The organism is Streptosporangium brasiliense (assembly GCF_030811595.1).
In the GTDB taxonomy this organism is placed as follows: domain Bacteria; phylum Actinomycetota; class Actinomycetes; order Streptosporangiales; family Streptosporangiaceae; genus Streptosporangium; species Streptosporangium brasiliense.
This window is the reverse complement of the sequence record NZ_JAUSRB010000002.1, coordinates 8,013,362-8,032,496: the sequence shown is the minus strand read 5'-3', so window position 1 is coordinate 8,032,496 and position 19,135 is coordinate 8,013,362. Positions and strand designations below refer to the sequence as shown.

The window sequence follows — 19,135 nt, the reverse complement described above, 5'->3', positions numbered from 1 at the left end:
GGTCCCTTCGCCGGGTCCGGAGCAGCGCGTGATCAGGGTTGTTGCCCGCGTCCACTATGCGATTCTGAAACAGCGAACACCGCGACACGTGTGTGTTTGACAGTTTCATAGTGTTACGGCGGTTATGGCGAAGGGGAAACACCCGGTTACATTCCGAACCCGGAAGTTAAGCTCTTCAGCGCCGATGGTACTGCACCGGGGACGGTGTGGGAGAGTAGGTCGCCGCCGGACAATCATTCAGGAAAGGCCATCCCTTCGGGGGTGGCCTTTCCTGCGTTCCGGGGGCTTTTTGGGCCTTTCCCCGGAAAGCCCGCCCGGCGGAGGAGACCGGGCGGGCTGGATCGGGAGGTCTCTCAGGCGGCGACGAGCGAGGAGTATGACGAGGCGTCGCCGGACAGGGCCGTGCTCGGGCGGCCGTCCACGCCTACCGGGACGTCACCCGCGACGGTGACCCGGTGCAGGCGGCGGGGCCGGCCGTCGAAGTCGTGCACGACCCGGTGCTGGGTCGCCCGGTTGTCCCAGATCGCGACGTCGCCCGGGGACCACCGCCAGCGGACGGTGTTCTCGACCTGGGTGACCTGCTCCTGGATCAGGCGGATCACGGCGGCGGAGATGTCCGTGGGCAGGCCGACGACGCGTTTGGCGAAGTCGCCCAGCAGGATCGACCACTCACCCGTCTCCGGGTGGACCCGGACGACGGGATGCTCGGTCTCGAACACGGTGGAGGCGAAGACCTCGGCGTATTGACGGGTCCGCTCGGGATCGGCGGAGGCGGCGATTCTGGCGTAGTCGAACTGGTTGGTGTGGACGGCGCGCAGGTTCTCGACCAGGTCGGCCAGCTCCCGCGGCAGGTTCTCGTAGGCGGTCACCGTGTTGGCCCACAGGGTGTCGCCGCCGGCCGGAGGGACGGTCACGGCGCGCAGCACCGAGGCCAGCGGCGGGCGGTCGACGAAGGTCACGACGGAAGGACACAGCGCGCTGGCCACGCGGCAGAGGTCCACGTGGTGGCGTGTCGTGAGGTACAGCCGGAGGGTCACGCGTTCAACGTAGGTCTCCCCATCGATAATTGTCAACTAATCAAGTAGGAAATGCATGTTTTGTGGCCGGGCTCTGTACGGCCCGCATCCGTCTACGCGGGTGCGGGCCGTACGGGAGGTCAGGGGGTGGTGAGGTCGAGCTCCTTGATGCGGGGGTCGCCCTCGTCGGCGAGGTAGTGGTCGGCCCGGGTGGCGTCGTCGCCCTCGGCCACCTTGAGGCCGCGGGCGATGAACGTGCCGGCGACGGCGACGATCAGGTTGACGCCCAGGGCGAGGACGCCCGCGTAGATGGTCATCTTGGTGTCCAGGCCGAGCTTCTCCAGCGGGAACGCCGACCCGGCGAAGTGCAGCTTGCCGGTGACCGGGTTGCCGATGTTGTAGAGCAGCAGCACCCCGGCGGCCATGCCCGCGACCCATCCGGCGACGAGGCCGCCGCGGTGGAACCAGCGGGTGTAGAGGCCGAGCGCCACCGCCGGGAGCGTCTGAAGGATGATGACGCCGCCGATGAGCTGGAGGTCGATGGAGAAACCGGTGTCGAGGAACAGGATGCACAGCACCGCGCCGACCTTGACGAGCAGCGAGGTGATCTTCGAGACCCGGGCCTCGTCGGCCTCGTCAGCGTCCGGCTTCAGATACTCCTTGTAGATGTTACGGGTGAACAGGTTCGCCGCGGCGATCGACATGATCGCGGCGGGGACCAGCGCGCCGATGCCGATCGCGGCATAGGCGACGCCGGTGAACCAGTCGGGGAACATCCTGTCGAAGAGCTGGGGCACGATCGTGTTGTTGTCGGTGCCGATGGGCTTGACCCCGGCCGCGATGGCCATGTATCCGAGCAGCGCGATCAGGCCGAGCAGCAGGCTGTAGGCCGGGAGCGCGGACATGTTCCGTTTGATCACGTCACGGTTCTTCGAGGCCAGCACGCCGGTGATGCTGTGCGGGTAGAGGAAGAGGGCCAGCGCCGAGCCCAGGGCCAGGGTGATGTACTGCAGCTGGTTGTTGGCGTTGAGCAGGATGCCGTCACCCGGTGCGGGCGTGGCGTCGAACTTGGCCTGGGCCGCGCTGAAGATCCCCGACCAGCCGCCTTCGATCTGGGCGGGGATCGCGAAGATCGCGACCAGGATCACGATGTAGATCAGCGTGTCCTTGACGAAGGCGATCAGTGCCGGGGCGCGCAGGCCCGACTGGTAGGTGTACGCGGCCAGGATGGCGAACGCGATGATGATCGGCAGATGGCCGGTCACCCCCATCGACTTCAGCACGGCCTCGATGCCGATGAGCTGGAGCGCGATGTAGGGCATCGTCGCGACGATTCCGGTGATCGCGATCAGCAGTGCCAGCGTGGGGGAGCCGAAGCGGGCTCGGACGAAGTCGGCGGGGGTCACGAAGCCGTGGACGTGCGAGACCGACCAGAGCCGCAGCAACACCAGGAACACGATCGGATAGACCACGATCGTGTACGGCACGGCGAAGAAGCCCATCGCGCCCGCGCTCCAGAGCAGGGCGGGCACGGCCACGAAGGTGTAGGCGGTGTAGAGATCGCCGCCGATGAGGAACCAGGTGATCCAGGCGCCGAAGTTCCGGCCGCCCAGCCCCCACTCGTCCAGGGTGGCCAGGTTGTCCGGACGGCGCCAGCGTGCGGCCACGAAGCCCATGCCGCTGACGAGCAGGAACAGCACGGAGAAAATGATGATCTCAGTCAGGTGCTCGCTCACGGGGTCACCGCCTCCGCTTGGTCATCTGGTAGACGACCGTGGTGCACACGACGCCGACCGCGATGAAGGCGAACTGGAGCCAGTAGAACCGTGGGAAACCGAAGATCCGGGGCTCGTCGAAGTTGAAGAGAAAAGGCAGCAAAGGTAGGATGATCGGTAGGATCAGCAGCCAATTCCATGGACTGCGATCGCCCCGGTCCCTGTCGGGAGTGGTCAACACGCTCTCCTCAAGTTGGAGAGAGGGCGGCTGGCTGGAGCCGCCCCCTTAGCTGACCGGCAGCGTAATTATGCGAGTGTCGCATTGCGGTCACCGATCGCCGAGCGGAGTGGTTGGCGCGACGAACGGTAGATCAGCCTCCGACATGGAGGTCGTCCGCGATGTCGCGGGTGCCGTAGCCGTCAGGAGCGTCCACTTCGACGACCTGTTCGGGCCGGTCGTCGAATTCCAGGCGCAGCGCTCTTGACATCGTGGCATGCATTTCATACAGGCACGTGATGTAGGTGAGCTCCAGGATCTGCTGGTCGGACAGGTGGGCCTTGAGCACCGCGAAGATCTCGTCATGCACCCGGCCGCCGTCGAGCACCAGACCGTCGGTGTAGGCCAGCACGGCCCGTTCGATCTCGTTGAAGAGTGGGCTGACCTGCCAGTAGGCCACTGCCTGGACCTTCTCGTCCGGCACCCCGAGCGCCCGCATCTGCTTGCAGTGCTGGGAGAAGACGAACTGGCTCCCCCGCGCCCATCCGGCCCGCGACTGGCCCAGCTCGCGCAGCACGGGGTCGAGCCCGGCCTCCCGGTAGAGCTGGAAGCCCTTCACGCAGTGTTTGAGGATGGCGGGGTCCAGGGCGAAGACCGTCCACCAGTCGCCGGGGGAGCCGGTCGCGGTGCCGGGATCGGCCGCCGGGTCCCGGTCGGGGCCGAACAGGCGGTCGTAGAAGAACAGTGTCAGCGGATCGGTCACCTCGTCGCGGGGGACCTGGCGCAGCCGCGGCATCACACGGTCCTGTCCGCCGCGGTCCTGGGCTCGTGCCGGACGTCGCCGGGCCGGCCGACCTCGCGGGTCCAGGCGGCGAACTCCACCAGGATCCCGTCGGGATCCTTGAAGTAGATCGACCGGACGAACACCCCCTCCTGCATCGTGGGCGCGATGCCGAACTCGCTGTCGTCGTGGTTGAGGAGCACCCCGACGTCGACACCCTTGGCGATCAGCTTGTCGCGGTATTCCTCGATCTTGTCCGGAGCGACGTCGAGGGCGATGTGGTTCATCGAGCCGACCGCCGACAGCAGCTCCCCGCGGTCGGGCAGGTTCTTCGGCGCCGAGACGCCGGGCACCGCCTCCGGGGCGTCGGGGAACCAGAAGAACGCCAGCGCGTTGCCGCCGCCGCAGTCGAAGAAGAAGTGCTGGCCCCAGCCCATCGGCAGCTCGATGGTCTTGATCAGCGGCATGCCCAGGACGCCGGAGTAGAAGTCGACCGTCTGCTTCATGTCCGAGCACACCAGCGCGAGATGGTTGACCCCGCGCAGCTCGAACTCGGTGTTGTCGCCCATGGCCCCTCACTTGTCGAAGTAATGAGTTACTTATCACTCGTGGGGGCACCCGAAACATGGCCGGAAGCGGTAATGCGGCAGCAGGGTCGCGGAGGGGGCGACGCCGGGGCGGCCCGCCTAGCCGCGCATCCCGAACAGGGACCGGGTCACCCTCGTGCGGCGCACCAGCAGGTCGTAGGCGGCCACGGTCAGGGCAAGGGAGGCCGCGACGATCACGGCGTATTTGACCGCCATCGGCGCCTGCCGGCCGACCACGCCGTAGGCGACCCCGACGACGATCGGCTGGTGCAGGATGTACAGCGGCAACGCGGCGAGGGCCAGATAGCCGTACAGCCGCCGGCCCCGGCTCCGTGGCGGGTCCTGCGCCGCGGCCGGCGCCGGCCGTCGGCGGTCGAGGAGTCCCGTGATCGCGACCAGCCAGCACCAGCCCGCCGCGCCGTACAGCGTGCGGACGCCGATGGCGAGCGCGGTCATGTCCGTGAAGGGGTCGCCGCCGGGAATGTCGCTCACGGCCAGGAAGCCCACCATACCGATCAGGAACAGGGCCAGGCCGAGCACGGCGGCCGGCACCGCGTCGCGGCGCACCGCCGCCCGGAGCCGTTCATCGGAGGCGAGCACGAATCCGTACAGGAAGAACAGCAGGTACGCCCATCGGCTCCACCCGGCGTACGCCTCCTCCAGGCCCAGCAGCGCGCTGACGGCCGCGACCGGGGCGGCCGGCAGCAGCGCCGCGCCGCGCCACCGTGCCGCGGTGACCAGCCGGTCGCGGATCCGGCGGCCGCGGTCACGGGGGAGCCGGCCGGCCAGCGGCGCCAGCAGGAGTGAGAACGCCAGCAGCAGCACCACGAACCACAGATGCCCGGTCTCGAAATACCTGCCCTGCACGACGAAGGGGAACTCGGCCGGCTCCAGGTGCACGTCGAAGAACTGTGGCAGGAATCGCAGGTAGGACTCGTGGTATCCGGGGTCGGCCCGCAGCCGCAGCCACTGCGGCACCGGGATGATCGTAAGTGTCGCGAACACCAGCGGCACGCCGAGCCTCCGCAGCCGCTCGGCGGCGAACCCGGCGGGGCCGCGCCGGCGCAGCGAGTGCCAGGAGCCGAGACCGGCGATGAGGAAGAGCATCGGCATCGCCCACACCACGCCGAGACCGGCGACGACCGTGGTCGCCTCGGTGGTCTCGGCGTTCTTCACGTAGAAGTCGTCGCGAGTGTCGAACACCAGCGCCGAATGGAAGAACACCAGCCCGACCACCACCAGGGTGCGGATCGCGTCCAGTTCGGGCCGTCGCCCCGGCCGCGCCGCCTGGGGCTCTTCGATGTGCTCCGTCGTCATCCCGCCTCCGCCGCCTCCGTCGCGTCCGCCCGTCGCCGCGCATGACAGGACCAGTCTCGGCCCGCCCGGCGCCTGGCGCCAGACCGTCCGGCGGTCACGGGCCGGGATCCGCCGGCCGGAGCGCTCGGCCGTGGGACCCGGCCCCACGGACGCGCGCCGGTCTGCCGGCCGGTCCATGATCCTCTGCCGGATCGGGGGCCAGGGGGTGCCGGGGCCAGGTGTCGGGGGACGGGTGCCGGGGTCAGGTGTCGGGGACAGGTGTGGGGTCAGGTGTCGGTGCGCAGGTCGTCGGTGGCCTCATGGTAGGCGTCGGTGGCGCGGGTGAAGTAGTCGAAGAGCACTTCGAGCTGTTCGGGGGAGTAGCCGCGGAGGATCTCGCTGATCCTGTGCCGGGCGGGGGCCATGACCTCGTCCAGCTTGGCGGGCTTGGCGACCGGTTCGACGATCACTTTCCGTCGGTCGTCGGGCGAGGGGGCCCGGTGCACGTATCCGGCCTGTTCCAGCCGGTCGACCAGCCGGGTGGTCGGACCGGTCGTCAATCCGGTGCGCGTGCCCAGCTCGCCGGGCGTCATCGGTCCGGACAGCTCCAGGATGTTGAGCGCGTACAGGTCGGTGGCGCCCAGCTCGCAGGCCTTGGCGCTGGCGTGGCCGTGCAGCATGACCGCGCTCAGGTAGCGCCGGTAGACCGCGCCGGCGTCCGGTCGCATCGCAGATGTTGACATCGGTTGACCCTCTCCCTAATCTCTTCCTTAGAGAAGATAAATCCTCAATGAAGAAGTTTTATTGAGGAAGCTATCATGGAAGGGTTGGGATCATGGACCACATCGCCGGCGTCGAGGCCGACACCGCCGCCATCCGCGCCCTGCTCGAGCGGGCCCGCGACGCCTGGGACCGCGGCGACGGCGCCGCCTACGGCGCGGCCTTCGCCCCTGACGCCACCGACGTCACCTTCGTCGGCACCGTCTACCGCGGCTCCGCCGAGATCGGCCGCGCCCACCAGGTGCTGTTCGACAGCTTCCTCAAGGACACCCGGCTGGCCATGGAGATCGTCGACATCCGCTTCTACGGCGCCGACACCGCCGTCGTGGTCACCCGTGGCGACACCTACAAGGACAGGCCGAAGAAGCTGGGCAAGGTCCAGACCTACACGATCGTCCGTGGCGCCGACGGCGACTGGCGGATCGCCGCCATCCAGAAGACCAAGCGTCAGGGCCTGATGGAGGCCATCTCCTTCAAGTTCCAGCCCGCCACCAAGCCCTCGGCCCGCCACTGAACCCCATCAGTCCGGTCTCCCAGCCCGGACCCGCCGCTCGGGTTTCACTCGGGGGCGTCGCCCAGCATCGCCCGGGTCGCTTCGTCGACGATGTCGCGCATGGCGCGCTCGGCGGCCACGGCGTCTCCTGACTGCACCGCCTGCGCGACCTCCGCGTGCCACCGGATCGCCGCCGGCTCGGGGTGGGCCGGCATCAGGTGATGATGCGTCCGGCCCGACAGCACCTCGGCGACCACGTCGGTGAGCGCGCCCAGCATCTCGTTGCCGGAAGCCTCCAGCAGCGTGCGGTGGAAGAGGATGTCGGCCGCCAGGTAGGCCTCCAGATCGCCGGACCTGCCGTGCACGGCCATCTGCATGACGGCGCCGGTCAGCGCGCCGCACTGTTCGGGGGTGGCGTACCGCGCGGCAAGGGCCGCGGCCACCGGCTCGACGCCGCGGCGCAGCTCGCCGAGGGACCGGAGCTGTTCGGCGCGGCCCTCCCCAGCGAGCCGCCAGCGGATGATCCGTGGGTCGAACAGGTTCCACCGCGCCCGCGGGGCCACGATGACGCCGACACGACGGCGGCTGCTCACCAACCCCATCGATTCGAGAACGCGGATCGTCTCGCGGATCACCGACCGGGACACCCCGAAGCGGAGCTCCAGCTCCTCGATCGTCAGCACCTGGCCGGCGCTGAGGCCGTCTGAGGCGATCAGCATGCCGAGCTTGTCGAGGACGCTCTGGTGCAGCCCCCAACTGGTCTGGTCATTGACGCCCACGGCGACCAATCTTCGCACGACTCTCCATCCACACCTCCATCGAGCGTTAAAGATATGATTTATTGCCGTTAACTCTTGATTGCATATGACTAAACGTGTCACGCTGTCGCAAAGCTCGACACGAGAGGCTTTCCCATGGATCCCGCTCAGAACCCGGCGGATTCACTTTCCGCCCCGTTGCTCGTCGTCATGGGCGTGACCGGTTCGGGCAAGACCACTGTGGGCGCCGCCCTCGCCCAGCGGCTGCGGGTGCCCTTCGCGGACGCCGACGACTTCCACAGCGAGGCCAACGTCGCCAAGATGTCGGCCGGCGTCCCGCTCGACGACGACGACCGGCTGCCGTGGCTGCGGGCGATCGGTTCCTGGCTCGCCGGGCACGCCGCCGGCGGTGGCGTGGTGAGCTGCTCGGCGCTCAGGCGCGGCTACCGCGACGTCCTGCGGCACTCGGCGCCGGCGGTGGGCTTCGTCCATCTCGCCGGCGACATCGAGGTCGTACGCAGGCGGGTGTCCGGCCGGCCGGGGCACTTCATGCCGGCCTCACTGGTCGCCTCGCAGTTCGAGACCCTGGAGCCGCTGGAGCCGGACGAGCACGGGATCGTCCTCGACCTCGACAGGCCCGTCGACGAGCTCGTGGAGGCATATCTCGCCGCGGCCCCGTCCTCCCAGGAGCGGTCGCACACGGCGGCCCCGTCCTCCCAGGAGCGGTCGCACACGGCGGCCCCGTCCTCCCAGGAGCGGTCGCACACGGCGGCCCCGTCCTCCCAGGAGCGGTCGCACACGGCGGCGCCGTCCTCCGGGAGGCGGTCGCGCGCCGCGGACCCCACCGGCCCGCAACCGGACGCCGAAACCCCGGAAAGTCGAGGAGAGTGAAATGAGCACCGCCCTGATCGCCCTCGCCGCCCCCGCCACGGCCTCCCCCGGCCGGCTGCTCCCCGCGGCGCTCGTCGGCATCGCGCTGATCGTCTTGCTGATCACCTATTTCCGGGTGCATCCCTTCCTGAGCCTGACCCTCGGGTCGCTGGCCGTGGGGGCCATCGCGGGGCTGTCGATGGCCGACACCATCACCAGCTTCACCACCGGGTTCGGCAGCACGGCGGCCGGTGTCGGCACGCTCATCGCGCTCGGTGCGATGTTCGGCAAACTGCTCGCCGACTCCGGCGGGGCCGACGAGATCGTCGACACGATCGTCGGCCGGTCGAGCCCCAGATCCCTGCCCTGGGCGATGGCCGCGGTGGGCGCGCTGATCGGCCTGCCGATGTTCTTCGAGATCGGCCTCGTCCTGCTGATGCCGGTCATCTTCCTCGTCGCGCGCCGCTCCGGACTGTCCCTGATCCGGGTGGGGATCCCCGCGCTGGCCGGCCTGTCGGTGATGCACGGGCTCGTGCCTCCCCACCCGGGACCGCTGGTCGCCATCGACGCGCTCAAGGCCGACCTGGGCATCACCCTGGCCCTCGGCGTGCTGGTCGCCATCCCGACGGTGGCGGTCGCCGGGCCGCTGTTCTCCAAGTACGCCGCCCGCTGGGTGGACGTCCCGGCGCCGGACCTCTACACCACCAAGCCCGAGGCGGAGGACGCCCGGCGGCCGTCGTTCCCCGCCACCCTGGCCACCGTGCTGCTGCCGGTCGTGCTGATGATGGGCAAGGCCCTGGCCGCCATCTTCGCCCCCAAGGACAACGCCGCACGCATGGTGCTCGACTTCCTCGGCACCCCGCTGGTGGCCCTGCTGATCGCCGTCATCGTCGCGATGTTCACCCTGGGCGGCGGCGCCGCCATGGACAAGAAGTCGATCGCGAAGTCCCTGGAGCAGTCGCTGCCGCCGATCGCGGGCATCCTGCTGATCGTGGCCGCCGGCGGCGGTTTCAAGCAGACACTGATCGACACCGGTATCGGCGGGCTCATCGCGGGGTGGGTGGAGAGCAGCGGGCTGTCGGTGCTGCTGCTGGCGTGGCTGGTGGCCGTGCTCATCCGGCTCGCCACGGGGTCGGCGACCGTCGCGACCGTCACGGCCTCCGGGATCCTGGCGCCGCTGGTGGCCGACCTCGGCACCGGGGAGACCTCGCTGCTCGTGCTGGCCATCGGGGCGGGCTCGCTGTTCTTCTCGCACGTCAACGACGCGGGTTTCTGGCTGGTCAAGGAGTATTTCGGTCTCACCGTTGGCCAGAACATCAAGACCTGGTCGGTGATGGAGACCGTCATCTCGGTGACCGGCCTGGTGCTGGTCCTGCTGCTGAACCTGGTCGTCTAGGTCGTGTCCGGAAGCGGCGTCCTTTCAGGGCTGTGACCGGGAAGGTTCGCCCGGTCACAGCCCGCGCGCCCTCACAAGCTGCCGCTGCCGACACGGAACGCTCCCTTCAGAACAGAGCGCGTCACGACGGCAGGACAGAACGTGTCACGACGGCAGAAAAGAGCGCGTCACGACGGCAGGACAGAGCGCGTCACGACGGGCCCTGAAACCCCACCGGCGCCGTGCGCCGTGCTCCGCCGAGCTCCCGCGCGGAAGGTCTTCCGCGCTCATCCAGGCGGATCACGCGGTCGCCGGTGGGCGGGCCTCAGATGCCGTCGCGCAGGATGGGGCAGGTCATGCAGTGGGTGCCGCCGCGGCCCTTGCCCAGCTCGAAGCCCTCGATCTCGATGACCTCGACGCCGTGCTGGCGGAGCTTGCGGTTGGTGAACTGGTTCTTGTGGTACCCGACGACGACGCCGGGCTCCAGGGCGAAGAAGTTGTTGCCGGAGTCCCACTGCTCACGGGCCTGCTGGCTGTCGTCCCCGCCGGTGGGGATGATGTTCAGCTCGGGGATGGCCAGCGCATTCTCGACGGCGTCGACGAAGCTCCTCTCGGCGCGGACGTCCAGCGTCCGGGCCCGGTCGCCGGGGCGCAGCGAGTGGGTGGTGGCCGTCTCCAGGAAGGGCAGGTAGGCGGAGGCCTTGTCGACGTCGAGGAAGGTGAACACGGTGTCCAGGTGCATGTAGGAGCGGCGCTTGGGGACGTTCACCGCGATGACGCGCTCGGCCGCGCCGGCGGCGAAGGTCGCCAGGGCGATGTGCTCGATCATCTGCGGGGTGCTGCGCTCGCTGATGCCGATGACCACGGTCTTGTTGCCGATGGGCATCATGTCGCCGCCCTCCAGCGCGGCCTTGCCGTAGTCCTCCTCGTCGAAGTCGGCGTCGTCGCCGCTCGGCGGGTACCAGTAGGAGAAGTCCGCGCCGGTGAACATGGGGTGGTGGTGGTAGATCGTGCTCTGGTTCATGGTCTCCAGCAGCCGCGCGTGCCAGAACATCGGGTTGAGCGAGACGCCGCCGTACAGCCAGGCGGCGGGATCCCTCTGGTAGAGGGAGTTGGGCAGCGGCGGGAGCACGAACTGCTGCAGGCCGGCCGAGGCCGCGACCAGGGAGCGGGTGTCGAAGCCGCGGACGTCGAACTCCTCCTTGGTGAGGCCGCCGATGAGGTGGGCCGCCAGGTCCTTGCCGCTCCAGGTGGACAGCTCCTCGCGGACGGCGTCGACCAGGGCGGGGCCGACGGTCAGATGGGTGACGGCCTGTTCGACGGCCCGCCGCTTCACCTCGGGGGCCGCCTCCAGGGCCTGTGCCAGCAGTTCCTGGTGGAAGAACACCTCGACGCCGCGTTCGCGCATCACGGTGACGAACGCGTCGTGCTCCTTCTGCGCGTGCTCGACCCACAGGATGTCGTCGAAGAGCAGCCTGTCGTTGTTCGTCGGCGTCAGCCGTTTCAGGCTCATGTCGGGCCGGTGGACGATGACTTTGCGGAGTGCGCCGACCTCGGAGTGCACGCCGAAGGCTGGAGTGGTCATGGTGATGTCTCCGTCCGTGTGCGGTGATGCTCCGTTCCATCGAGTCCATCGAGGAGGGGCGACACCTGGGTCGATCGGCCGCTGCCCCGTGGGCCCTGGCGGATGGCCGTCAGCGCGATGGTGGTGATCCTCTCCGCCGGCCGAAGAACATATTGGCGTTTTCCCCTGTATGTGAGCTTTGAACACCCACCGTTCGCGCGTCCCTGGGAAGAAGCGCTCGCGCCGTCCCCGGCGTGAAATGAGCCGCGAAAACATGACATGAGATGTCCTCTTTTCTTGCCAGCATCGTCGGCATGCACACCACACCGAAGTTGAAGGGGAAGGTCGCTCTGGTCGCCGGGGCGACGAGGGGGACGGGACGGGCGATCGCGGTCGCGCTGGGCGGCGCCGGGGCCACGGTCTACTGCACCGGGCGGAGCACCCGGGAGCGGCGCTCGGAGATGAACCGCCCGGAGACCATCGAGGAGACCGCCGAGCTGGTGACGCGCGCGGGCGGGGAGGGGATCGCGATCCAGGTCGACCACCTGGACCCCGAGCAGGTGCGGGAGTTGGTGGAGCGGATCGACCGCGAGCAGGGGAGGCTCGACCTGCTCGTCAACGACATCTGGGGCGGCGAGACGCTGGCGGCGTGGGACACCCCGCTCTGGGAGCACTCGCTGGAGGACGGCCTGCGGCTGCTCCGGCTGGCGATCGACACCCATCTCATCACCAGCCACCACGCCCTGCCCCTGCTGATCAGGAACCCCGGCGGCCTGGTCGTCGAGGTGACCGACGGAACCGCGGAGTACAACGCCGCGAACTACCGGGTCTCGTTCTTCTACGACCTGGCCAAGGTCTCGGTGAACCGCCTGGCGTTCTCCCAGGCTCACGAGCTCCGCCCGCACGGCTGCACCGCGGTCTCGCTGACGCCCGGCTGGCTGCGCTCGGAGGTGATGCTTGAGCTCTTCGGCGTCACGGAGGAGAACTGGCGCGACGCCACCGCCGAGCAGCCGCATTTCGTGATCTCGGAGTCGCCGGCCTACACCGGCCGCGCGGTCGTCGCGCTGGCGGCCGACGAGGACCGGGGCCGCTGGTCGGGGCAGTCCCTCTCCAGCGGGCAACTGGCCCAGGTGTACGGCTTCACCGACGTCGACGGCAGCCGGCCGGACGCCTGGCGCTACATCGTGGAGGTCCAGGACAGGGGCGGGCCCGCCGACGCGACCGGATACCGCTGACGGGCCGGGGCCGTCAGGCCGGGCCGTACAGGGCGTGCAGCCTCGCGGCGGCCCGGGCCAGGGCGGCGCGGAGCTCGGGCGGGTCGAGGACCTCGGCCTCCGGGCCGAACCGGAGGATCTGCGCGTGGGCGACCTCCAGCGACTCCACGGGCAGCGAGAGCGTGACCCAGCCCTGGCCGTCGGGCTCTCCGGCCGAGGCCAGCGCGTCGTCGAGGGCCGCGGGGTCGGCGACGTGGGGGAGCCCGCGACGGCCGGCGGGGCTGAGCCGTACGGTGACATGCATGGTCAGCAGGGAGTGGGCGAACTCGGCGGCGCGCCCACCCCAGAACGCGGCCAGGTCGAAGCCGCGGTCCCGCTCGAAGCGCCGGCCGGAGTGGATCTCGACCCCGGCGAAGCGGTCCACCCGGTAGATCGCCGACCGGGTCGCCAGATACCACACCCCGGCCTTGAGCACGAGCCCGTACGGCTCCAGCGTCCGCTCCGCCCCCCGGTAGAGGGCGGTGACCGGATGGTCGCCCCACACGGCCCTGGCCAGCGGGGCCAGGGCCTCCGGTGGCGGTCTCTCGCTCGCGAACCAGCCGGGGGCGTCGAGATGGAAGCGCTGCGCGGCGGTCGCCGGTGCGTCGCGCAGGCCGGGTGAGAGCGCGGCCGAGGCCTTCAGCCGGGCCGTGGCCGCCACCTCGCTCAGGCCCATCTCCCGCAGGGCCTCCGGCACGCCGGAAAGGAAGAGCGCCTCGGCCTCCGCGCGGTCCAGCCCCGTCAGGCGGGTGCGGTATCCGTCGAGCAGCCGGTATCCCCCGCCCCGGCCGCGGTCGGCGTATACCGGCACCCCGGCCTCCGCCAGGGCCAGCACGTCCCTGTGGACGGTCCGCTCGGAGACCTCCAGCTCCCGCGCCAGCTCCACGGCGGTCATGCCCCCCCTGGCCTGCAGCAGCAGCACCAACGACATCAACCTGGCGGCGCGCATCCCCCGACCCTAACCCGTCCGCCCCGCGGGGCCGGACGCCGCGACGGCCCGGCCCCGGGAGCCGCCCTCGATCGGGCCCCGCCCGCCGGGCCCGCTCATCCGGGGACGAGGGGGAGCACGACCGCGGAGGGACGGGCCGGGTCGTGGAAGACCTCGTGGTCGGCCGCGACCATCGCGCGGCCGGTGCCGAGCGGCTCCCCGGTACCGAGGTTGCGGGCGATGCGGGGATAGGCGCCCCCGGCCACGTGCAGGCGGATCCGGTGACCGCGCCGGAAGCGGTGGCCGATCGGCCACAGGTCCACCCGGACGCGGCGGACCCCGTCGGGACCGGCCGGGGGAGCGCCGGGCGCCAGGCGGCGCACGCCCTCGCACACGTTGTAGGACGCGCCGTCCGGGTGCACGTCGCAGACCCGCACCACCAGGTCGGCGTGCTCGCCGCTGGAGCGGACGTACAGGTCGGCGGAGACCGGGCCGATCATGTCCGTGTCCTCGCGGAGCTCGGGGCCGGTGTAGACCAGCACGTCGCGCCGGGCCTCCAGGCGGCGGTTGTCGCGCGGCTCGGAGTTGCCCAGCAGGACGGGGCCGCCCAGCGCGGGGGTCGGGTGCGCGGGGTCGTAGCGGTAGCGGTCGGGCCCGCAGTCCTGGGGGTTGTCCGGCGAGAGGGCGGAGCCCGGCTGCAGGTGCCAGCGCTGCTCCCGCATGCCCGGCACCGGCCAGTCGGGATAGTCGCGCCACTCGCCGGCGCCGGTGACGTACAGCCTGACCGGCTGCTCCCGCAGCCCCGACGGGTCGCCCAGCAGATGCGCCCTGAACCAGGCCAGCGCGTCGGCGTTGGCCACCCGGCCGTGCCGGACGTCGGCGTGGTACCACGGGCCGATGGTCAGGTACGGCCGCCGCCCGGCGGCCCGCATGGCCGTGTAGTCCTTGACCTGCCACGGCAGGAACACGTCGTACCAGCCGCCGACCATGGTGACCGCCGCCTCCACCCGGCCCACCGCGGCCGAGAAGTCGCGCCTGCCCCAGTAAGGGGCCGGGTCGGCGTGGTGGGTCAGCAGGTCCTGGAAGAACGGCAGGCCCCTGCCGGCCGACAGGACGTCCAGCTCCCCGAGCGGGCGTCCCGACAGCGCCGCGCGGCGGGTCCTGCGGGGGGCCAGCAGCGCGCCCGCCCCGCCGAACCGGGTCTCCAGCGAGGCGGTCAGCGTGGTCCAGATCAGCGAGGACTCCAGGGCGAACGCCCCGCCCACGTAGGCGGCGTCGCGGAACTGGGAGGCGGTGACCGAGGTGGCCATGGCCTTCAGGTCGGGGCCGGCGAACGGGGCGATCGCCCACTGGGTGTAGCCCAGGTAGGAGGGGCCGTGCATCGCCAGGCTCCCGCCGTACCAAGGCTGCCCGCGCAGCCAGGCCAGCGTGGCCAGCCCGTCCTCGTGCTCGTCGCCGAGCGGGTCGAGCAGGCCGCCGGAGCCGAAGCCGCCCCGGCAGCTCTGCAGGAGGACCTGGAAACCCCGCCGGGCGAACGCCCGGCCGAAGGCCAGTCCGAACACGCCGCGCCTGCCGTACGGCGAGCGGACCAGGACCGTGGGCGGCCGCACGGCGCCGACCGGCACGTAGCGGTCGGCCAGCAGCGTGACCCCGTCGCTCATCGGCACCGGCAGGTCACGCTGGACAAGAACGCGATACGGGGGCATCCATCACTCGTAACAGATCACCCCCGGGTGGGCCAGAGGCGGCCGGTGTGAGCCCGGTCATGCGGTCCCCGCCCGGTGGGCCGCGCCGTCCGGCGGGGGCGTCCGGGCCGGTCACGGCGCCGGGCCGCGAATCGCCGTCCTTCCGGTCACGTTGCATGATCACGGTTTCCGCCGGTACTGTGGGCGGTATGCGATACCCCGACACCCTTCAGTGGTGGCGTCGCTTCTAGGCGGCGCAGGTTTCGCATTCGCGAGCACACAGACGGCCGCCCGGACAGGCGGCCCTCTCCATGTCCGCCTCCTCTGGGCACAAGTAACGACTAAGGGGCGAGGCTGCAAGTGGAGACGAGCGGATATACCACCGCCGGTGGCATCAAGGTCGAGGTCACGGTGTCCGATGTGCCCGAGACGGTGCTCGAAGACGTCGTCACGACGCTCGGCGAACGTCGCGGAGGCGTGCTCTCCTCCGGGATGGAGTATCCCGGCCGCTACAGCCGGTGGCACCTGGCCTACGTCGACCCCTGCCTGGAGATCGTGGCCAGGGGCCGCAGGATCGCCGCCCGCGCCCTGAACGCGCGGGGCAGGGTCGTGCTGCCGGCCGTCACGTCCTGCCTGCTGGCCGCGGGCAAGCCCATCGGGGAGGTGAGCGCCGACCACGTCGAGGTCTACGTCGCCGAGTCGGAGGACATCCTCCCCGAGGAGATGCGCAGCCGCCGCCCCACGGTCTTCACCGCGATCCGCGAGGTCATCGCCGCGTTCAAGGGTGAGGACGAGCACCTTGGGCTGTACGGCTCCTTCGGATACGACCTGGCCTTCCAGTTCGAGCCGGTCCGGCAGGTCCTCACCCGGGCGGACGACCAGCGCGACCTCGTGCTGCACCTGCCCGACCGGGTGATGGTGATCGACCGCAAGCGGGAGACCAGCAAGGAATACCGCTACGAGTTCACCGTGGACGGGGCCTCCACGCACGGCCTGACCCGTGAGGGGGAGAGCGTCCCGCTGCCCGCCGCCCCCACCGAGCTGCCCGCCGATCCGGAGAAGGGCGCCTACGCGAAGGTCGTGGCCGCGGCCAAGGAGAAGTTCGTCCGCGGCGACCTGTTCGAGGTCGTCCCCGGCCAGGTCTTCCACGCCCCCTGCACCGACCCCGCCGCCTTCTACCGGGGGCTGCGCCAGGTCAACCCCGCGCCGTACGAGTTCCTGTTCAACCTCGGCGAGGGCGAGCACCTGGTCGGCGCCTCCCCGGAGATGTACGTCCGGGTCAGCGGCGACCGCGTCGAGACCTGCCCGATCTCCGGCACGATCGCCCGCGGCGGCAACCCGATCGAGGACGCCGAGGCGATCCGCACCCTCCTGTCCAGCGTGAAGGAGGAGTCGGAGCTGACCATGTGCACCGACGTGGACCGCAACGACAAGTCCCGCATCTGCGTGCCGGGCAGCGTCCAGGTCATCGGCCGGCGCCAGATCGAGATGTACTCCCGGCTGATCCACACCGTCGACCACATCGAGGGCCGCCTGCGGCCGGAGTTCGACGCGCTGGACGCCTTCCTCACCCACATGTGGGCCGTCACCGTCACCGGCGCCCCCAAGTCCTGGGCGATGCAGTTCATCGAGGACCACGAGGCCACCACCAGGCGCTGGTACGGCGGGGCGGTCGGCTACATCGGCTTCGACGGCTCGATGAACACCGGCCTCACCCTGCGCACCGCGCAGATCCGCGGCGGCGTCGCCACCGTCAGGGCCGGGGCCACGCTGCTGTTCGACTCCGACCCGGAGGCCGAGGAGCGGGAGACCGAGCTCAAGGCCAGCGCCCTGCTCGGCGCCCTGGCCGCGGTCGGCGCGGCCCCGCAGGCGCAGGCCGCGCCGGAACCGGCCCGGGAGCAGCCGGGCGAGGGGATGAAGGTGCTGCTCGTCGACCACGAGGACTCCTTCGTCAACACTCTGGCCGACTACTTCCGTCAGCAGGGGGCGGAGGTCGTCACGCTCCGGCACGGCTTCCCCACCGGCATGATCGACGAGATCGCGCCGTCGCTCGTGGTGCTGTCGCCCGGCCCCGGCTGGCCGTCGGACTTCGGCCTGACGGAGCTGGTCAGGGCGCTCTACGAGCGCGACCTGCCGGTGTTCGGCGTCTGCCTGGGCCTGCAGGGCATGGTCGAGCAGGCGGGCGGCACGCTGGAGCTGCTGTCCCACCCCGAGCACGGCAAGCGCGGGAGGGTGCGCCGGATCGGCGCCAGCGCCCTGCTGGACGGGCTCCCGGAGGAGTTCACCGCCGCCCGCTACCACTCGCTCCACGCCAAGCAGCCGGGGGTCACCGGCTTCACCGCCACCGCACTGACCCCCGACGGCGCGGTGATGGCGATCGAGGACGTGGCGAACAGGCGCTTCGCGGTGCAGTTCCACCCCGAGTCCATTCTCACCGCCGAGGGCGGAGCCGGAGCCAGGATCATCTCCAACGTCCTGCGGCTCTGCCGTACCTCTGCGTAGTGGCACGCGTGCGTAAAGGCACACGAGATCACGCTCGGTAGCCATAGAGTGCTCCTGCCGTAGGACCGCGGGCGGGCCGGCCGAGCCGGCCCGCCCGCAGCCGTGGGAGGAGCCGACATGAGAGCGCGGGACACGCTGCCCGTCGAGCTGCCCGGCCCGGTCCGGGAGGCCCTGCTGGCACCGCTGGTCGACCACCACTGCCGCGGGGTCCGCCGCGACGACCTGACCCGCGCCCGCTTCGAGAGGCTGATCACCGAGGCCGGGACCCCGGCGCCGCCCGGTACCACCCACTTCGACACCCCCGCCGGGGCCGCGGTCCGCCGCTGGTGCGCCCCGGTCCTCGACCTGGACCCGCACGCGCCGCCGGCCGTCTACCTGGCCCGCCGGACCGAGCTGGGGCCCGCCGAGGTGAACCGGCGGCTGCTGCGCGCGGCCGGGATCGTGGCCTTCCTGGTCGACACCGGCCCCGACGGCCCCGAACTGCTCTCGGCGGCCGAGATGGGCCGGCTGGGCGACGCGGCGGCGGACGAGATCATCCGGATCGAGCAGATCGAGCAGGACGTCGCCGAGAAGGCGTCCTCCCCGGTCTCCTACATCTCCGCCCTCGGTCAGGGGCTCGCCGACGGGGCCGCCCGCGCCGTCGGCCTCAAGTCGGCCATCGCCTACCGGCACGGCCTGGACTTCGACCCCGCGCGGCCGGGCCGGGGCTCGGTGATCGCGGCGGCCGGCCGGCGGCTGGCCCGCCCCGGTGCGCGGCTCACCGATCCGGTGCTGCTGCGCCACCTGCTCTGGGCGGCCGTGGACGTGGCCAGGGAGCGCGGCCTGCCGCTGCAGTTCCACACCGGCTATGGTGATCCCGGCCTGGACCTCCACCGCGCCGACCCGGCGCTGATGACGGGCTTCGTCCGGGCGCTGCAGCCGATCGGCGTGCCGGTCGTCCTGCTGCACTGCTACCCCTTCCACCGCCAGGCGGCCTATCTCGCCAACGTCTTCCCGCACGTCTACGTGGACATCGGCCTCGTGCTGACCCGCACCGCCGCGGGGTCTGCCGCGGTCATGGGGGAGCTGCTGGAGCTCGTCCCCTTCCACAAGCAACTGTTCGGCTCCGACGGCCACGGCGTGGCCGAGACCTGCCACCTGGGCGCCCTGTACTACCGGCGGAGCCTGGCCAGGGCGCTGGCCGTACGGCTGGCCGACGACGAGTGGAGCGTCCCGGACGCGGCCCGCGTGGCCCACCTGATCGGCTCCGGCAACGCCCGCCGGCTCTACCGGCTGTAGCCGCGCCACCGTCGCGCGCCGCGTGGATCCGTCCTCC

17 protein-coding genes and 1 rRNA gene are annotated in these 19,135 nt (G+C 70.8%); 7 read left to right on the top strand and 11 right to left on the bottom strand.

The genetic code is table 11. From position 1 onward, the window contains the following. Nucleotides 1-114: 114 nt before the first annotated feature. Nucleotides 115-231 (top strand): 5S ribosomal RNA (gene rrf / locus J2S55_RS45925). Between the two features lie 122 nt (nt 232-353). Here rrf and J2S55_RS45920 read toward each other — a convergent pair. From J2S55_RS45920 to J2S55_RS45890, 7 genes are all read right to left on the bottom strand, one after another. Then, nucleotides 354-1,037, bottom strand: coding sequence for a TauD/TfdA dioxygenase family protein (locus tag J2S55_RS45920; RefSeq protein ID WP_306874691.1), 684 nt, complete (start codon nt 1,035-1,037; stop codon nt 354-356). A gap of 119 nt (nt 1,038-1,156) precedes the next feature. Then, the gene (gene mctP / locus J2S55_RS45915) at nt 1,157-2,752 is read right to left on the bottom strand and encodes a monocarboxylate uptake permease MctP (RefSeq protein ID WP_306874687.1); all 1,596 of its coding nucleotides are present in this window, start codon (nt 2,750-2,752) and stop codon (nt 1,157-1,159) included. 4 nt (nt 2,753-2,756) lie between these two features. Continuing rightward, a complete protein-coding gene (locus J2S55_RS45910; protein WP_306874685.1) occupies nt 2,757-2,972 on the bottom strand; it encodes a DUF3311 domain-containing protein in 216 nt (71 codons plus the stop codon). Nucleotides 2,973-3,102: 130 nt separating this feature from the next. Beyond that, entirely contained in the window at nt 3,103-3,744 is a 642-nt protein-coding gene (locus tag J2S55_RS45905; protein ID WP_306874682.1) for a carboxymuconolactone decarboxylase family protein, read from the bottom strand. Then, a complete protein-coding gene (locus J2S55_RS45900; RefSeq protein ID WP_306874680.1) occupies nt 3,744-4,298 on the bottom strand; it encodes a VOC family protein in 555 nt (184 codons plus the stop codon). The genes J2S55_RS45905 and J2S55_RS45900 overlap by 1 nt, the downstream gene beginning before the upstream one ends. Nucleotides 4,299-4,415: 117 nt before the next feature. Next, complete coding sequence (locus J2S55_RS45895; RefSeq protein WP_306874678.1) at nt 4,416-5,633, bottom strand: acyltransferase family protein; 1,218 nt, start codon at nt 5,631-5,633, stop codon at nt 4,416-4,418. A 266-nt stretch (nt 5,634-5,899) separates the two neighbouring features. Then, the gene (locus J2S55_RS45890; RefSeq protein WP_306874675.1) at nt 5,900-6,355 is read right to left on the bottom strand and encodes a MarR family winged helix-turn-helix transcriptional regulator; all 456 of its coding nucleotides are present in this window, start codon (nt 6,353-6,355) and stop codon (nt 5,900-5,902) included. Between the two features lie 92 nt (nt 6,356-6,447). On the opposite strand from J2S55_RS45890, the gene J2S55_RS45885 reads away from it, so the two are divergent. Next, nucleotides 6,448-6,906 carry an SgcJ/EcaC family oxidoreductase gene (locus J2S55_RS45885; RefSeq protein ID WP_306874672.1) on the top strand — a complete coding sequence of 153 codons (459 nt, stop codon included), beginning with the start codon at nt 6,448-6,450 and terminating at the stop codon, nt 6,904-6,906. A 44-nt stretch (nt 6,907-6,950) separates the two neighbouring features. Here the strand turns inward: J2S55_RS45885 and J2S55_RS45880 are convergent, their stop codons facing one another. Next, the gene (locus J2S55_RS45880) at nt 6,951-7,682 is read right to left on the bottom strand and encodes a FadR/GntR family transcriptional regulator (RefSeq protein WP_306874669.1); all 732 of its coding nucleotides are present in this window, start codon (nt 7,680-7,682) and stop codon (nt 6,951-6,953) included. A 117-nt stretch (nt 7,683-7,799) separates the two neighbouring features. Between J2S55_RS45880 and J2S55_RS45875 the strand changes: the two genes are divergently transcribed. Together J2S55_RS45875 and J2S55_RS45870 are read left to right on the top strand one after the other, a co-directional pair. Beyond that, the gene (locus tag J2S55_RS45875) at nt 7,800-8,534 is read left to right on the top strand and encodes a gluconokinase (RefSeq protein WP_306874667.1); all 735 of its coding nucleotides are present in this window, start codon (nt 7,800-7,802) and stop codon (nt 8,532-8,534) included. Nucleotide 8,535: 1 nt separating this feature from the next. After that, on the top strand, nt 8,536-9,909 hold the full coding sequence (locus J2S55_RS45870) for a GntP family permease (RefSeq protein WP_306874664.1): 1,374 nt from the start codon (nt 8,536-8,538) through the stop codon (nt 9,907-9,909). A gap of 304 nt (nt 9,910-10,213) precedes the next feature. Here the strand turns inward: J2S55_RS45870 and J2S55_RS45865 are convergent, their stop codons facing one another. Beyond that, nucleotides 10,214-11,473 (bottom strand): arginine deiminase, encoded by a 1,260-nt coding sequence (locus J2S55_RS45865; RefSeq protein ID WP_306874661.1) that lies wholly within the window; start codon nt 11,471-11,473, stop codon nt 10,214-10,216. 293 nt (nt 11,474-11,766) lie between these two features. Between J2S55_RS45865 and J2S55_RS45860 the strand changes: the two genes are divergently transcribed. After that, complete coding sequence (locus J2S55_RS45860; protein WP_306874658.1) at nt 11,767-12,687, top strand: SDR family oxidoreductase; 921 nt, start codon at nt 11,767-11,769, stop codon at nt 12,685-12,687. Between the two features lie 13 nt (nt 12,688-12,700). On the opposite strand, the gene J2S55_RS45855 is transcribed toward J2S55_RS45860, so the two are convergent. Both J2S55_RS45855 and J2S55_RS45850 read right to left on the bottom strand, forming a co-directional pair. Then, nucleotides 12,701-13,654, bottom strand: coding sequence for a helix-turn-helix transcriptional regulator (locus J2S55_RS45855; RefSeq protein WP_306874656.1), 954 nt, complete (start codon nt 13,652-13,654; stop codon nt 12,701-12,703). Nucleotides 13,655-13,749: 95 nt separating this feature from the next. After that, nucleotides 13,750-15,339: a CocE/NonD family hydrolase gene (locus J2S55_RS45850; RefSeq protein ID WP_306874653.1), complete on the bottom strand. Its 1,590-nt coding sequence runs from the start codon at nt 15,337-15,339 to the stop codon at nt 13,750-13,752. Between the two features lie 339 nt (nt 15,340-15,678). Between J2S55_RS45850 and J2S55_RS45845 the strand changes: the two genes are divergently transcribed. Next, nucleotides 15,679-17,820, top strand: coding sequence for an anthranilate synthase component I (locus tag J2S55_RS45845; RefSeq protein WP_306874651.1), 2,142 nt, complete (start codon nt 15,679-15,681; stop codon nt 17,818-17,820). Between the two features lie 117 nt (nt 17,821-17,937). Next, nucleotides 17,938-19,098, top strand: a complete 1,161-nt coding sequence (locus J2S55_RS45840; RefSeq protein ID WP_306874648.1) for an amidohydrolase family protein — start codon at nt 17,938-17,940, stop codon at nt 19,096-19,098. The last annotated feature ends 37 nt before the right edge of the window (nt 19,099-19,135 follow it).